Here is a 15,113-nt window from a genome sequence, read left to right as displayed (position 1 = left end):
AGGTGCTTATCGAGGCAGAAAAGCCCGGTGTTGTCATCGGGAAGAATGGATCGACCTTACGGGATATTACAAAGAGTATCGGATGGTCGCCAAAGGTTGTCAGGACACCCCCGATCGAGAGTTCCACGGTAAAACAAATTCGGCAGTATCTCCGGGCAAATCGTGATGAGAGGAAAGAGTTCCTCCGCATGAGTGGGAGGAGGATTCACCGGGATATCATCGCCAAAGATCAATGGGTCCGGGTTACCACCCTTGGTTGCTGCCGCGAAGTCGGGCGGGCTGCATTTCTGCTATCAACACCTGAAAGCCGGATACTCATCGACTGCGGAGAGAAGCCCGGTGCAACAAATGGCGCTACACCGTTCCTCGGTGTTCCTGAGATTCAACCCCTGGCAAATCTTGATGCCGTCGTCCTCACACATGCACATCTTGACCATTGCGCACTGATCCCGTTCCTCTTCAGATACGGCTTTTCTGGTCCTGTCTATTCGACGCCGCCAACAAGGGATCTCTCCTCAATGCTCCAGCTTGACTACCTTGAGGTGATCAGAAAAGAAGATCGTCCCGCTCCATATTCATCCAATGAAGTGAAGCAGTATGTCAAGAATTCTATCACCTTGAACTATGGATCAGTCACCGATATTGCCCCGGATATCAAGCTCACATTCCATAACGCAGGACATATTCTCGGATCGGCGATCGCACATTTCCATGTAGGCGACGGGCTTTACAATATTGCCTTTACAGGCGATTTCAATTACAGCAAAAGCCGTCTCTTCAACCCGGCAACAGCCAGCTTCCCACGCCTTGAGGCGATCTTCATGGAGAGTACCTATGGTGCATCCCATGATATGACTCCTGCACGAAGGGATGCAGAGATGAAGCTGTACGATGTGATCAAAAGGACTATCGAACGTGGGGGAAAGGTGATCATACCTGCATTTGCGGTTGGACGTTCACAGGAAGTGATGCTGGCGCTTGAGGAAGGAATCAGAAAAGGCGAACTTCCGGCTATCAAGATCTTCCTTGATGGTATGATCAAAGAGGCAACAGCCATCCACACCACCTATCCCGAATACTTAAATTCGGATCTCAGGAACCAGATCTTCCGCGAGGGATTGAACCCGTTCCTTTCTGAATGTTTCGAACAGGTGGATTCTTCTGATAAGCGTGAGACAGTGATCAATGGAGATCCTTCTGTCATCATTACGACATCCGGAATGATGAATGGCGGCCCGGTTATAGAATATCTCAACAACCTCGCTGCAGATGAACGCAACACCCTTGTCTTTGTCGGATACCAGGCAGATGGGACACTTGGGCGGCGTATACAGAAAGGCTGGCGTGAGATACCAATCGGTACGAAGGGATCAATAACCATCAATCTCGAAGTCACCACTGTTGAAGGATTCTCAGGACACTCGGATCGGAGACAGCTGATGAGCTTCGTCGGCAAGATGCATCCAAAACCAGAGAAGATATTCTGTATCCATGGGGAGGAGAGTAAAACACTCGATCTCGCAAGTTCTATCTACAAGAAGTTCCATATCCAGACCTATTCGCCTATGAACCTTGAGACCTATCGAATGGTATAGATGAAAAACCACATCCCCCCAATTCTTGGAGTATTTGCGGTAATGGCACTCTCAAATGCCATTGTGCCAGTACTTCCAGCTTTTGGGGAGGGGGCAGCCCTCCAGGGGATCATCTTTTCAGCCTATTTTTTTGGCGCGCTTGTCACCGTCTTTCCAGCAGGGCTTGCAAGCGATCGGATTGGCTCTGTGCTCCTGATCAGAACCGGGCTTGCTATAACCGTAATCTCCGGAATTGTGCTCCTGACAACAATTTCTCCACTCATACTAATTCTTGCCCGGGTTGTTGAGGGAGTGGGGGCGGGCCTCCTGATTGCATCGGCAATGTCGCTTCTGAATGCTGATTCTGATCATACCCGTCTTTCGGGTTTCTTTATGGGAGCATTAAATGCCGGGCTTCTTGCCGGGCTTGCCGGCACCGGCTGGATTGTGTCACAGATCAACGATCCGCGATCAGGACTTTTATTCTTCACTATTATCTCAGGAGTTGCATTTCTCCTCTCACTTTTCATGAAACAGTCAGCAGAAAAAAGGATCTCTCTGCCAACAGAGCTGCCCCGTTACCTGAGCCAGTACAAATGGCTTTGGTACTCAGCAATCGTTGTCCTGGGTACAACCGGGGCAGCAACCGCCCTCTATCCTGAATTTGGCGGACATGATCCCCTTTTAACCGGCATTTATATTGCCAGTATGAATCTTGCAACAATGATCTCGGTTCTTGTCGTCTCACATATACGCCTTGAGCCGGTTATAACAATCAGAATCGCAGCCATTGGTATCGCCGGATCTGTCATCATCTGTTTACTGACACCATTCGGATTCCCACTGCTCGGCGCATTTGCCGGGGTTGTTATTATCTCCCAGATGGCATTCCTTGCAGAGACCGGCGCACCGCAGGGGGCTATGATGGGGCTCTATAATACTGCAACCTATGGCGGGCTGTTTCTGCTTCCATTTGTAACCGGTTTTATCGCTGAATTCTCATCCTTCTTCCTGGCATTTATTGTTCCTGCAGTCTTCGCAGTCACCGTTGTCCTTACCATCGGGCGATGCCAATGCAGGCTTAAAGCACGTCAATAGATCTTTCTGTCAGGGATAGCTGCCCAGTCCCGGAGAAGCGAGAGGTTCTCTTCAACGAGGAAACCGCCGATGATCTCCATGGTGCTGCCCCCAATTTCCTGCAGAATGGTATTTGGTATGGTCATCTCTGAAAACCCAAGGGCCTGTACATCTGTAATAGATGTCCCATAGACAACACGGGAGATCTTTGCCCAGTGGCATGCGGCAAAACACATCGGGCATGGCTCGGTTGTTGCATACATGGTGCAACCTTCAAGTTCGATGCTCTTTAGACGAATTTCTGCCTTCCTGATCGCGACAATTTCTGCATGGGCAGTGCTGTCTGTGTCAGAAAAGACCTGGTTGTGTGCAGAAGCGATGATATCGCCATTACATTCGATGCATGCACCGAAGGGGGTCTGTCCTTTGGCAATACCGATTCGCGCCTGACGGATCGCTTCACACATACAGTCCGGGTTCATTCTGTACCCTTTGGAATCAGTGAGATAAGAGGTTCACGATTGTGGTTTGGAAGAGGGAGAAATATTGCTATTCTGTTATGTTTTTAGCGCTTACAAGCAGGTGCATCTCAGAGAGATACCTGCTGTACTGTGACACTCCTCACCAATCCGGCAAACCCCCCTGCCCCCCTTCACCTGAAGGGGGAATAAGGATAACATGGGGGTCTGAGCAATCGCGAATGAGCACCGGTGCCTGGTATCGGGCGAGGATAAGCCCATGGAGGTGCAGTGTAAGAGATAGTATAGACGCGATTGCAGGCGGGCGGTGTTCTCCTTATCAAATGGGAGCGGCAGGGCGCGGCAAAATTGATTTTCTGTATGTATGGACAGAGATCCAGTACAACAGCATAAGCGCGGGAGCGCTCCCATCCTCACTGGCGGGGTGGCGAGCCCCGCTTGGTGGCCGAGAGACCGCCCACCCGGGAACCGGAGGGGGTAGGCGGTGCCCCCCCGGAGGAGCGAGGGGCCGGGTCAGGTCAAGGTGCGGCACACTAACTCTCAAGAATTTCTCTTGCCTTCTCTCTGAGGCGTCTGATATCACCTTCATGAAGCCGCTCAATATAATCAAGAAGTTCTGCATTGAATATCTCGGCTTCTTCAACAGAGTTGGAAACTTCAGCAGCAGTGATATCAAAATCTATATAATATTGTTTATCGACTCTGTCTTTTTTTGCAGCAGCGACCCTTGTACTATCAATCCTGTATAATCGATGAAGAAGAAGCATTGCTCCTGTATGATTTTCGCATTGGATACCTGTTTTGAAAAGAAGCGCAAGCATCATGTAATACATACTATAGTATGCCATCGAGACAGTCTCTTCGAGTCGCTCGTTCTCCAGAAGTATTCTGGATGAAATAAGAAAACTTTCTGATTTCTTTTTATACGCCTCTGCAACCCTTGAATTCGGTTCAATGATCCGGATTTTCTCTTCACGAAAGAGTTTACTTAAAAAATCCTGTTTTTTCGTAATATCGTTCCACTCCTTTGAGAATAATATGATCCTGGATGATCTCCTGGATCAGGAGGTTGTCCGGATCAAATGACCCTGTCTTGATACTAAGTTTTGTGTGCTGCCGCTCAAGGTTACGTGTTAATTCCCTGTCATTTGCCGTCTTGTTAGCTGAATTGTTTATCTCACCCTTTGTCTCAATATAGAGATCGATATCGCTCTGTCTGTTCACAGTTCCCTTTGCATAACTCCCAAACAATATCGCCAATAATATATCCGGATGGTCCTGAATAGTCCTGATAACCGGGCGCAACCCTGGATTTTGTTCGATAAGCTCTATAAGGCGATAGTGCTCAGCCATATAGATGTAGACACGTGCTTCAACTGTCTTCTTCAGAAAGTATACCGTATTTTTCCCTTCAATTCTGTAATCGACGACATTGGATTCTAAAAGCTCCCGGAGCTTTCTCAGAACAGTCGTATGACTGGTATTAATCTGTTTTGCCAGATTCCGTGGATACGAATCTGATCGGATAAGATGTTTTGTTATCTGAATGGTAATATTTTGTTCCACATGGAATATTTACGTTCCAATTATATAATGATTATGGAGAGAGACGACAAAGGTACTTCTTCCCGGCATCTCTACCGGGCAGCTTCCACCAGCCATTGCAGGTACAGAGATCCAATACACCCTCATAAGCGCGGAAGCGCCAATATCCTCACTGGCGGGGCGGTTCAGCCCCGCTCGGTGGCCGAAAAGGCCGCCTACTCCGAGAACCGGAGGGGGTAGGCGGTGCCCCCCGGAGGGGCGAGGGGTCATTTCAAGGCGAAATGCCGGGTTAGAACGACTGGGTTATCACGCCTGAGTCAGCCTTTTTCGACAAGCGCTTACATGCAGGTGCATCTCAGAGAGATACCTGCTGTACTGTGACACTCCTTACCAATCCGGCAAACCCCCCTGCCCCCCTTCACCTGAAGGGGGAGTAAGGATAGCATGGGGGTCTGAGCAATCGCGAATGAGCACCCGTGCCTGGTATCGGGCGAGGATAAGCCCATGGAGGTGCAGTGTAAGAGATAGTACAGACGCGATTGCAGGCTGGAGGCGTTTTATTTTTCGAAAGGGAGCGGCAGGGCGCGTCAACCATTGATTTTCTGCATAGATGGACTGAGATCAGGTGTCTCCAGTTTTCCTCTGTATCTGATGGAGACCCAGTACAACAGCATAAGCGCGGAAGCGCTCCCATCCTCACTGGCGGGGCGGTTCAGCCCCGCTCGGTGACCGCCAGGTTGCCCACCCGGGAACCGGAGGGGGATGGCAGTGCCCCCCCGGAGGGGCGAGGGGTCTTTCTTCTGGATAGAATAACGTGATAAAAAGAGGGGATAGAATATTGGTAGCACAGCTGAGTTAGCTTGTATCAAAACGAGGATAAATACCCTCCTTTTCCCCAAAAATTAAACGGGGAGCGGGACTGGCATATCCCGCCATATTGGTTCGTTCCAGTATCCATATCCACTGGTTGTCATTGGAAGGTCAATCGATCCATACCGATTTGATGGCTCACGTATGTCAACGAGGACGATTGTGTTCTCTGATATGGTAGCCAGCATATCACCGATGGTGAGAGATCGTTTGACTGCTGTCGGCCAGCGATCCTGCACCGGCGGTTCATCTCCCCTGTACTGCGGGACGATGCCCCTAAGTGTGAAACCATCTTCAGGTGTTATTTCGTAGACATAGGATCCCTGCCAGACATAGCCGGAACCATACCCCTGAGCAATCGTGACCGGGAGCACCATCACGCTGGTCTTTGGATTGAAGTAGAATGCCTTGTGATCCCGGAGGATCTCGGAGTCGCTCCCTGAACCGCCGATGGTGATCGAATCTTTCAGTGCCGGATTTGCGACATCTGACACATCAAAGAGGGCCGCTTTTACGCCTGTAGTGGTGAAGCCTCCCCATGCTGTCTCCCCGGTATCTTTTCCAATTCCAATTATATGATTCGTATCAAAGGGATGGAGATAATCCGAATAACCGGGGATCTTCAGTTCACCGAGGATCTTCGGGTTCTTCGGGTCGGCAAGATCGATCACAAAGAAAGGATCGATCTGGCGGAATGTGACAAGATAGCATCTTTCCCCGATAAAACGGGCAGCAAATATACGCTCGGTCGGCGCAATCCCAGTGATCTCACCGGTGATAGTTCCAGATCGATCGAAGATTGTTATGCTTGAAGAAGTCTGGAAGCCATTTGATCCATATTCCTCAACAGTTGTGGCAACACGGAGATGACCCTGGTAGTCATCAAGTGAGAACTGGTTGAGGAGTGTTCCCTGTGCGATCATACTCTGTCTCCATACAGGGTTTCCCCGGTTCAGATCAAACCGGTGGATGATCGTTGAGGGACCTGCCGGGTCAGCAGGTTCCATCCAGCCGGAACGGTAGCGATCGCCATAGTGTGTGTAGGCGACATAGAGATGTGAGGGAGTTGCATAGAAGGTCGATGAATAGCCGACAAGATAACTCTCTGTTGACAGGGATGATGATCGCGTGGGTGCAAAGGCAGTGATCGTCTGGAAGATGAATGGCCCTTCGAGATCGTCAAACCGCCAGATATCTGGCGTATAGGTGCTGCTCCCATCTGTCACCAAAGGCATCGGGATATCTGATCCCCTCCTCTGCGGGTACTCCTGAGTGATGAGGTACACGATCCCATCAGTCATCCTTGATGAGGCATATGTTCCTGATGCGGTGATTGTCCTGATGAGTGAGGGCTTTGAGCGGTCTGTGACATCATAGATCTCAGCCTTTGTTACCTGCCGCCTGACCGGCACGGGGGCGGCACTGCCTTCAACCTGCTGGAACTCTTCGATCGTTTCGTCTGAGAAGACCACAACCGTTGAACCGGACAGGTACATCTCACGCGGACTGCCGGAGAGACTGATGTTGGAGATTATCTTTGCATTCTCAGGCGGGAAGGTATCGACAATAACGAACCTGCCGCCGGTTATGAGATAGATGTATTTCTGGTCATTTTTAACAAAATCAGCTTCATCCACCCCCTGCACCTGGATATTCGTCGTCGAATACTCCACCGCCCCACCGGCTGAGGTTGGCATCGGGATCGGCATTCCTGCCTGGGCAGCAGGGGGCATAGCGGCCATATCTTCGGATTTTGCCGTATTCATCCACCGGGACGAATAGCCGGAGGCCTCTGACTGTACCAGGTACTTCTGTACCTCCTGTTCGTTAGCAAACTTCACCGGCCCTCCTTCCGGTGAATGCACCTGCGGGTTCAGCAGGGCAAATCCAATGATTGCTCCTATGACAAGGATGCCGAGAAGAAGGGTTGCGATGAGATAGCGGTTCTGCATAATATCACTCCTTTACTGTAAGAAGAGCGGGGTTCTGGAAATAGCTTCTGTAAACTGCGGATTTTTTCGAAGTTAAAGGATAACACCAAAGGGTTACGTAAAACGGGTATTATTTGAATCGACCCGCCACATACCCTTTGGAATATGCAACTCAAATCGCGCCCCTTCCCCATATGTGCCTGTTTCATGAATCGTTATCCCTGAGATAAGGAGGATCTCACGGCTGAGGAATAGACCAAAACCGGTATGCTTCCCAACACCCCGCTTAAATATCATCTCTTTCTGATCAGATGGTATGCCTATTCCATCATCCTCCCAGATAATTCTGCATTCATCATCTTTTATTTCACAAAAAAGATGTACCCGGGTTGTTTTCTGACCGTGCCGGATGGTATTGTCCAACAGGTTGGAAAAGACTTTCTGGAGGATAGGATCCGCCAGAATAGAGAGCTCGGTACAATCGTTCTGGATGGTGATGGTACCAGTCGGAAGATCCGTAATAGATTTTGAGATCTTCTGCCAGCGGATGTTTGCTCCACAGGCATCATACTGGCTTGTAAACGCAATCTGCTCCTCGATAGCATCTGCGGCACATTCTATCTCATTCAGGTAATTAATGAGATCTGAATCGTCATTATGATCAATTACCAGGGAAAGGTATCCCTGCAAAACGGTTAGCGTATTCTGGATATCATGCCGGGTAATGCCGGAGAGTAATTGTAGTTTTTTATTGGCGTTATGAAGCGCGATCTCCGCTGCTTTCCGCTCGGTAATATCAGTAAGGACAAGCAGGACTGCTTCTTTATTGTGATACCTGATGATTGCACCTTTAATCAGGACGGAATACCGATCACCTGTCTTTGAGATGATATCGATCTCATATGGTGGAATATGCTGTTTTTGCAGTCGAAGGGCTATCTTGTTATGAATACTGTCACGATATTCTTCTGCCACATAGCTGAGGACATCGGTTCCAATCATTTCATCTACAATATACCCTAATGCATCAGCTGCTAAAGGATTGATATAGAGGATTCTGCCATCTGTTCCATAGAGGAGGATATAGTCCGGAAGATGTTCTATCAGTGTTCTGTTGAAGAGCTCATTCTCCTTCAGGGCTTGTTCTGCGGCTCTTTGATTGGTGATATCACGCGAGAGGATGAGTATTGACCTGGGTCTCCCATCTTCATCTCTGAGGAACTTCATGATATTGCTGACCCAGATTGTTGATCCGTCTTTTCGGTACTCCTCCAGGTTCAGGATAACAACTCTGGCCGGGTCAGCGGAACCCTCTGCTTCAAGCCGACTCTCTTCATCAAGCTGTTCAAGAGCGGTTCTTAAGGATTCCGGAGTCAATATGTCTGCTAACGACTGGTGCATCACCTCTTCAACCGTATATCCGCGTAAAGCCGTGATAGAAGGACTCACATAGGTAAAATTCATCGATAGATCAAGAACTGTTATCGTCTCCGTGATGTTCTCGGCAATCATCCGGTACTGCTCCTCACTCTTCCTGATCGCCTCTTCCATCTCGACACGGTCAGAGATATCATAGAAGGATGCAACAGACTGGCGTGTGCCTGAAATCATTCCAACCGTTATATGGGTGGAGTGGGCACCTCCGTTTTTATCAATAAAAGTAAAGTCGTAGCTTCTGGGAGGAGATACTGTTGCATCTCTCCTTTGCTCGTGATACTGAAGCATCCTCTTCCGATCATCCGGGCTGACAAATTCGGTCCAGCTCCGCCCGACTACCTCTTCCTTTGTAGAACAGGCTAAATCTATAAATGCGGTATTGGCGAGGGATATCGTCGTATCTTCCTCAATGATGATTGATGCAGCACTTGTGTACTCAAAGATGGCACGGTACCGTGCCTCAGATAACCGAACCTCTTTCTGGGCGGCACGTATATCATCATATTGATGCCGCAATTCCTCTTCGATAGCGGTGAGCTCTTCGTTTGTCGCAAGGAGTTCATCATTGGCTCTCTTGAGTTTATTATCCCGTTCCATCAGTTCGGTAATATCACGACCAACTGACTGGTATTCTGTGATAACTCCATCTTTATCGAAGATCGCCCGGGTGCTCCATCTCTGCCAGACAATCCGCCCGTCCGGCATGATCACCCGCTGCTCAATCATACCTGAGGGGTGATCCTGCGTAAGGGCTGAGAAGAGGGATGAGACCTTTTCCTGATCATCAGGATGTATCCCGGGTTTGAAACTGCTCCCGATAAGATCATCCTGGGATAACCCGAAATGGCGGGAATAGGCATCATTGACGAAGATGATCCTTCCATCATGATGGAACCGGCAGATCAGCTCATCCATATCCTCAATGACATTCCGGTACCGATCCTCGCTCTCCCGGAGTGCCGACTCGCTTCTCTTACGTGCAACAGCGTACTTGATTTTCTGTGAAAGTTCGGTAAACTGTGCCTTTGGATCGCCGCCTTTCTGGAGATAGAAATCTGCCCCGGAGTTCAGAGCCTCAATGACCACCTCTTCCCTGCCTTTTCCGGTGAAGATGACAAACGGTGTCTCATCTCCCTGCTCACGGAGATATTTGAGAAACTGGAGACCATCCATACCCGGCATCTGGTAATCTGAGATGATTGCATCAAATGATTGTTTTGATAAGAGAGCAATGGCATCTGTTGGATTCTTAGAGAGAAAAACCTCAAAATGCTCTTTCTTCTCTAGATAGATCTTACAGATCTGAAGGAGTGCCGGCTCGTCATCAACATAGAGGACTCTGATTGGATGAATGACAGAACCGGGCGGTTTCATGGATGATGATTGAATTGATTGGGTATAAGGCTTGTGGAAGGAGACAGATTGAATCATCCGGTACAACAGGATTATGCCGTTAATTACAAAAATCAGATTGGGGCATAGATCCAGGTCACCAGAAGATCCTCTTCAGTGGTCTTTGGATCATTGATATAGACTTCCCGGATTGGCCCGGTTATGACGAGATGATTATCTCCAAGCCACCTGAAGAGTTCCTGATAGGTATCCGGCAACTCACGGTATGGTCCCATATGGATGATCCGAACCATCTGTCCGCCGGGGAGCTCATAGATACGGATATCGCCGCTTCCCCTCCCTTCCCCTTCAATTGGAAAGGCAACTTCAATATCTGCACTTCCGGCTTCTGCTGCCGACTGCACAGCATTCAGGCTCTCTTCATGGCAGATGAATGCGGGAGGACCGATGACAGTGATTTTGTGTTCTTCGATGAATGATGCAAGCTCCATAATCATCGATCCAATCTCTTCATAACGTCCTGTTCGCCTGATCCCAATCACCTTCTGGGTGGGGGCATCAACGGTCAGTATAGATCGCATGGATGATTATCTGTATCAGTAGGATAAAAAATGAATCTTGTATGTGAAGAAAATCCTTGAAAGAAGAGATTCACTGGATCAACCAGAAGACCGAGACCCTCCATTCGGTATGGTGAAGAACAACTGTTGTCCAGACGATCTCTTTCTTCACAATCTCGCCAGATACCGGATTGACGAATTCGTACGTTTCTGTTCCGGTCGGGTTCACCCTCTTCTTCCCGACCATGGTATGCAGGGTGGGGGATGCGGAATAGATCTGATTCATCAATTGATAGTCCGATCTGTTCCGGATCAGAATCATAGAGGATGTTTGTATCAACCTGGTCGACGATCAGGCTGAGATTGGTATCAGTGAAATGTGATGCCGTCACCTCAGGGATCACTGTTGATGATCAAGGGGAGTTGATAGTCAGGAGTTGATCGTAAGCGGTGTGTTGTTGGTGTAGCAATTTGTTACAGCATTAGTCCTGACCCCTCGCCCCTCCGGGGGGGCACCGCCCATCCCCTCCGGTTCTCGGAGTAGGCGGCCTGGCGGCCACCAGGCGGGGCTCACCACCCCGCCGAGAGGATGGAAGCGCTCCCGCGCTTATGCTGTTGTACCGGGTCTCCATCCGATGCAAAAATCAATTTTTGACGCGCCCTGCCGCTCCCATTTGAGAAGAGGAACACCACCCACCTGCAATCGCTGCCGTACCATCTCTTACACCGCACTTCTGTGAGCTTACCCTCACCCGAACCACGTACCGGCGCTTCCTGCGATTTATCCGGACCCCCATACTATCCTCACTCCCCCTTCAGGAGAAGGTGGATAGGGGGGATTGCAATGATTACCCATGCCGGGTGGAGCACTTTCTTCAACAGTTATTTAGCATTGACATTCCATATTGACAATAAGAGAATGGAGAATGCATCATGATGGTGCTATTTGAAACTATCTGTGAAGATGGATACTGGTCAGCCAACGCAATCGGATTGAGTATTTTTACCGATGGGAAAACATTCGAAGAGCTGCTCAAAAACATTGAAGAAGCCGTATTTTTATATTTTGAAGATGAAATAAAACCTGGAGAAGAGATCACAATAGAGACCCGGACTACACATCAGGTGCATCACATTGCCTCATCTTCCGGTTGTTAGCAGCACTGATATCATCAGAGTCCTTACAAAACTTGGTTATTCTGTTGTCCAGCAACGGGGAAGCCACATTAAAATGGTAAAAAAACTGACCAGGGAGAACATATCATTATTATTCCATTTCGGAAAGAACAGCAAAAGCGTATTTTAAATGCTATCTTACATGATATTGCAACCCATAACAATATGACAAAACGCGAAATTATTAATTTATTTCTTTAATTATACTCTTCGTCATCATTTCAAACTTTACTTTAGAATACAATCTTCGTCACTCTCTTCATTCTTACCATGATTTATCAAGGATATCATCATCCGCAATACGATTGGAGACTTTCAACGATAGTACAGGGTTCTTCTTATCTGCCTCCCTATCCGGAATCTCTCATGTAATCTCAATTATTCTCCTGAGCAACATATCGGCTGAAAAGCTGCTCTCCATTAAAGTTTGACGCGCTCTGCCGCCCCCATTTGAGAGGGGAAACACCGCCAGCCTGCAATCGCTGGCATACCATCTCCTGCACAACGCCTCCATGGGCTTACCCTCACCCGAACCACCTAACGGCGCTCCCCGCGATTTATCCGGACCCCCATGCTATCCTCATTCCCCCCCTTCAGGTGAAGGGGGCAGGGGGGTTTGCCTGCGGGAAGAGTGTCACAGGACAACAGATGCGAATACGAGATGAAAGCTGCCTGTAAACGCTAGTGACTGAATGCGAAAACCGCGAGCTGATCTCAGGGATTGACCCCTTGTCCCCCCGGAGTTGACCGCCCATCCCCTCTGGATCTCAAAATTAGCAACACTATGCCAGGTTTATTACATTGAGAGATAAAAGATCTGGATTGGATGTTCTTCTTCTTTCATCTGCTGGTGGGTGTGGCAACCGGCCTCTTTCTCTCAGAGGTTCTTCGATCGCGCCGCTGGTTTCTTCCGGTTGCAGTCGGGAGCATCCTCCCCGATCTGATCGATAAGCCGCTTGGGCACATCCTCTTTGCCGCGACTATCGGGTATGGGAGAATTATCGGGCATTCGCTTATATTTTTCGCAATTTTACTCATTTTTGGTTTTCTCCTATGGAAATACAGGGGATCTATACTCCTTTTTGGTCTTAGCATCGGGGTGCTCCTTCATCAGGCACTTGATTCTATGTGGGAGATACCCATAACCTGGTATTATCCTCTATACGGACCTTTTCCAGCAAAGATGCTTCCGGATTTTTTTATCCATTCCTTCTGGAACTCACTTGCCGCTCCACAGGAGTGGATTGCCGCCTGCATCCTCATACCTGGAGCTCTCCTGATGCTTGCCGATCTCACCGGACGAAAGGAGAGTTATTTCAGGACTCTCTCGCGGATAAAATTGCATTGTATGAGTTTTGTCGGGATTGTCATGTTCGGTCTCGGCCTTCTTCTGGTATTCAATATCACCCGGATTGAGAGCAGCCATCTCTTGCCGCTTGTCAACGGCGGCGACCCCCTGATCGTCAGCCTCGCATTCATCTGGTGCGGCCTGGTGTTCGTTTGCATTCCAATAAGGCATCTTTCACAAGCAGAATACAATTGAACCGGGCAATGGCGATCCCTGGGATCGTTTTCGAATGGTTTATTCACACCCGGAATCCAATGAATCTCTATGCGCTATCTCATCACCGGCGGTGCCGGGTTCATCGGTTCGAATCTGGCAGATCATCTGGCTGAGGATCATGACATCACCATCATCGATAATTTCGCAACCGGCAGATCCGCGAATGTGGCCGATCTCCGCGAGCACAAAAACGTCACGTTCGTTGAGGGGAGCATCACCGATTTTGGGCTGATGAAGGAGATCACCCGCGAAATTGACGGCATCTTCCACCAGGCGGCGATCCCCTCTGTCCCCCGCTCGGTGAAGGATCCCCTGACGACGAATGAGGCGAATGTCACCGGCACCCTGGTGCTGCTTCAGGCGGCAAAGGAGAATGGTGTTCGGAAAATGGTCACCGCATCTTCCTCCTCGGTGTACGGCGATACCCCGACGCTGCCAAAAGAGGAGGGGATGATCCCAAACCCACTCTCCCCCTATGCCGTCTCCAAGCTCGCAGACGAGTACTATGGGAAGGTCTTTTATGAGCTCTATGGAATCCAGACGGTTTTCCTCAGGTACTTCAATGTCTTCGGACCCCGGCAGGATCCGGCATCCGAGTACGCGGCGGTGATCCCGAAGTTCATCACCCGGCTGCTCGGTGGAAAACCGCCGATCATCTATGGTGACGGCGGCCAGACCCGGGACTTCACCTTCATCAAAGATGTCATCCAGGCGAATGTAAAGGCGATGGAGAGCGAGGCGACCGGCGTCTATAATATCGCCTGCGGAAGGAGGATCAGCTTAAACGAACTCGCGGAGATGTTAATGGAGATCATCGGCACCCACGCAGAGCCGATCTATGAGCCGCTGCGGGAGGGTGATATCCGGGACTCGCTTGCCGATATCTCACGAGCCAAAGCGGCATTTGGGTATGATCCCGGCTTTACACTGGAAGAGGGGCTCAAAGAGACGGTCAAATGGTTTGTGGAGCAGGCAAAGATTTAGGGGGAAGAAGCGGATATCCTGGATTTCGATGAGCAAAGGGAGAATTGGGATTTTTATAAAGAAAGAGAGAATGAACAATTATTATCGGGAATGAGCTGGAGAACGCATCGGGCATTATGTCTAATCAGGTATTATACCTAATCGGGTATGATACCTGAATTCCAGCCCGTGCAAGTGCATCTTCGATGGATGTCAGCTTCTTTCTGATCTCCCTGAATTCATCATCGAGATATGATTTTGCATCTTTTCGGAACTCTCGTACCTCATTTCGGATCTCTTTTCCATTCTGAAGTGATGCTGTACTGATTTCGAGCATCTGGTCCTGTTTTTCAAGAGTTTGATATTGCAGATCACGGCAGCTCCTGGAAACCTCGAGATTCTCATCTGACATACTCCCACGACTAAAGTCGTGGGGTTCTGACGTTGCTTAGGCATTCTTCAAGCATTGCGTCGTGGGGTATCAGTGCTCCCATCGTGTACATCTCTTTCTGTACATGATCAATCATGCTTTTTTGACGGAGTGCGATATTGAATGCCGCATTCACATCAGCATGATCAACGTG

General features: G+C 49.2%; 15 protein-coding genes. 7 read left to right on the top strand and 8 right to left on the bottom strand.

The annotated features are described in order from the left end of the window. Both QCH34_RS00450 and QCH34_RS00445 read left to right on the top strand, forming a co-directional pair. On the top strand, window positions 1-1,595 hold a 1,595-nt coding region (locus tag QCH34_RS00450; RefSeq protein ID WP_300328242.1), incomplete at its 5' end, for a beta-CASP ribonuclease aCPSF1. Next, on the top strand, window positions 1,596-2,672 hold the full coding sequence (locus QCH34_RS00445) for an MFS transporter (RefSeq protein WP_300328239.1): 1,077 nt from the start codon (window positions 1,596-1,598) through the stop codon (window positions 2,670-2,672). On the opposite strand, the gene QCH34_RS00440 is transcribed toward QCH34_RS00445, so the two are convergent. The 3 genes from QCH34_RS00440 to QCH34_RS00430 form a co-directional block, all read right to left on the bottom strand. After that, window positions 2,666-3,133 carry a nucleoside deaminase gene (locus QCH34_RS00440; RefSeq protein WP_300328236.1) on the bottom strand — a complete coding sequence of 156 codons (468 nt, stop codon included), beginning with the start codon at window positions 3,131-3,133 and terminating at the stop codon, window positions 2,666-2,668. The two genes, QCH34_RS00445 and QCH34_RS00440, sit on opposite strands and share 7 nt — an antisense overlap. A 530-nt stretch (window positions 3,134-3,663) precedes the next feature. Then, window positions 3,664-4,086 (bottom strand): HEPN domain-containing protein, encoded by a 423-nt coding sequence (locus tag QCH34_RS00435; RefSeq protein WP_300328245.1) that lies wholly within the window; start codon window positions 4,084-4,086, stop codon window positions 3,664-3,666. A 28-nt stretch (window positions 4,087-4,114) separates the two neighbouring features. Continuing rightward, window positions 4,115-4,696 (bottom strand): nucleotidyltransferase domain-containing protein, encoded by a 582-nt coding sequence (locus QCH34_RS00430; protein WP_300328233.1) that lies wholly within the window; start codon window positions 4,694-4,696, stop codon window positions 4,115-4,117. Between the two features lie 33 nt (window positions 4,697-4,729). Here QCH34_RS00430 and QCH34_RS00425 point away from each other — a divergent pair, with 33 nt between their 5' ends. Beyond that, window positions 4,730-4,915 (top strand): hypothetical protein, encoded by a 186-nt coding sequence (locus QCH34_RS00425; protein WP_300328227.1) that lies wholly within the window; start codon window positions 4,730-4,732, stop codon window positions 4,913-4,915. Between the two features lie 662 nt (window positions 4,916-5,577). On the opposite strand, the gene QCH34_RS00420 is transcribed toward QCH34_RS00425, so the two are convergent. The 4 genes from QCH34_RS00420 to QCH34_RS00405 form a co-directional block, all read right to left on the bottom strand. Continuing rightward, window positions 5,578-7,497 carry a beta-propeller domain-containing protein gene (locus QCH34_RS00420; protein ID WP_300328222.1) on the bottom strand — a complete coding sequence of 640 codons (1,920 nt, stop codon included), beginning with the start codon at window positions 7,495-7,497 and terminating at the stop codon, window positions 5,578-5,580. Window positions 7,498-7,590: 93 nt separating this feature from the next. Further along, window positions 7,591-10,287: a PAS domain S-box protein gene (locus QCH34_RS00415; protein WP_300328217.1), complete on the bottom strand. Its 2,697-nt coding sequence runs from the start codon at window positions 10,285-10,287 to the stop codon at window positions 7,591-7,593. A gap of 92 nt (window positions 10,288-10,379) precedes the next feature. Then, window positions 10,380-10,847, bottom strand: a complete 468-nt coding sequence (locus QCH34_RS00410; RefSeq protein ID WP_300328211.1) for a GyrI-like domain-containing protein — start codon at window positions 10,845-10,847, stop codon at window positions 10,380-10,382. Between the two features lie 70 nt (window positions 10,848-10,917). Then, window positions 10,918-11,112, bottom strand: coding sequence for a hypothetical protein (locus QCH34_RS00405; protein ID WP_300328208.1), 195 nt, complete (start codon window positions 11,110-11,112; stop codon window positions 10,918-10,920). A 647-nt stretch (window positions 11,113-11,759) separates the two neighbouring features. On the opposite strand from QCH34_RS00405, the gene QCH34_RS00400 reads away from it, so the two are divergent. From QCH34_RS00400 to QCH34_RS00390, 4 genes are all read left to right on the top strand, one after another. After that, window positions 11,760-11,984 (top strand): type II toxin-antitoxin system HicB family antitoxin, encoded by a 225-nt coding sequence (locus QCH34_RS00400; protein WP_300328205.1) that lies wholly within the window; start codon window positions 11,760-11,762, stop codon window positions 11,982-11,984. Further along, on the top strand, window positions 11,962-12,132 hold the full coding sequence (locus QCH34_RS13275) for a type II toxin-antitoxin system HicA family toxin (protein ID WP_366898134.1): 171 nt from the start codon (window positions 11,962-11,964) through the stop codon (window positions 12,130-12,132). Before QCH34_RS00400 ends, QCH34_RS13275 begins: the two co-directional genes overlap by 23 nt. Window positions 12,133-12,828: 696 nt before the next feature. After that, a complete protein-coding gene (locus QCH34_RS00395; RefSeq protein WP_300328202.1) occupies window positions 12,829-13,545 on the top strand; it encodes a metal-dependent hydrolase in 717 nt (238 codons plus the stop codon). A 69-nt stretch (window positions 13,546-13,614) separates the two neighbouring features. Next, window positions 13,615-14,550: an SDR family oxidoreductase gene (locus tag QCH34_RS00390; protein ID WP_300328199.1), complete on the top strand. Its 936-nt coding sequence runs from the start codon at window positions 13,615-13,617 to the stop codon at window positions 14,548-14,550. Between the two features lie 124 nt (window positions 14,551-14,674). On the opposite strand, the gene QCH34_RS00385 is transcribed toward QCH34_RS00390, so the two are convergent. After that, window positions 14,675-14,866 carry a hypothetical protein gene (locus QCH34_RS00385; protein WP_300328196.1) on the bottom strand — a complete coding sequence of 64 codons (192 nt, stop codon included), beginning with the start codon at window positions 14,864-14,866 and terminating at the stop codon, window positions 14,675-14,677. Between the last annotated feature and the right edge of the window lie 247 nt (window positions 14,867-15,113).

Origin of the sequence: Methanocalculus sp. (assembly GCF_029762515.1) — an archaeon.
Lineage (GTDB): Archaea > Halobacteriota > Methanomicrobia > Methanomicrobiales > Methanocorpusculaceae > Methanocalculus.
This window is presented reverse-complemented; position numbering and strand designations above follow the sequence as displayed.

Coding starts and splice junctions, on each gene's coding strand:
- QCH34_RS00445 (WP_300328239.1), top strand. CDS start 1,596: ATGAAAAACCACATCCCCCCAATTCTTGGAGTATTTGCGGTAATGGCA.
- QCH34_RS00440 (WP_300328236.1), bottom strand. CDS start 3,133: ATGAACCCGGACTGTATGTGTGAAGCGATCCGTCAGGCGCGAATCGGT.
- QCH34_RS00425 (WP_300328227.1), top strand. CDS start 4,730: ATGGAGAGAGACGACAAAGGTACTTCTTCCCGGCATCTCTACCGGGCA.
- QCH34_RS00420 (WP_300328222.1), bottom strand. CDS start 7,497: ATGCAGAACCGCTATCTCATCGCAACCCTTCTTCTCGGCATCCTTGTC.
- QCH34_RS00415 (WP_300328217.1), bottom strand. CDS start 10,287: ATGAAACCGCCCGGTTCTGTCATTCATCCAATCAGAGTCCTCTATGTT.
- QCH34_RS00410 (WP_300328211.1), bottom strand. CDS start 10,847: ATGCGATCTATACTGACCGTTGATGCCCCCACCCAGAAGGTGATTGGG.
- QCH34_RS00405 (WP_300328208.1), bottom strand. CDS start 11,112: ATGAATCAGATCTATTCCGCATCCCCCACCCTGCATACCATGGTCGGG.
- QCH34_RS00400 (WP_300328205.1), top strand. CDS start 11,760: ATGATGGTGCTATTTGAAACTATCTGTGAAGATGGATACTGGTCAGCC.
- QCH34_RS00395 (WP_300328202.1), top strand. CDS start 12,829: ATGTTCTTCTTCTTTCATCTGCTGGTGGGTGTGGCAACCGGCCTCTTT.
- QCH34_RS00390 (WP_300328199.1), top strand. CDS start 13,615: ATGCGCTATCTCATCACCGGCGGTGCCGGGTTCATCGGTTCGAATCTG.
- QCH34_RS00385 (WP_300328196.1), bottom strand. CDS start 14,866: ATGCTCGAAATCAGTACAGCATCACTTCAGAATGGAAAAGAGATCCGA.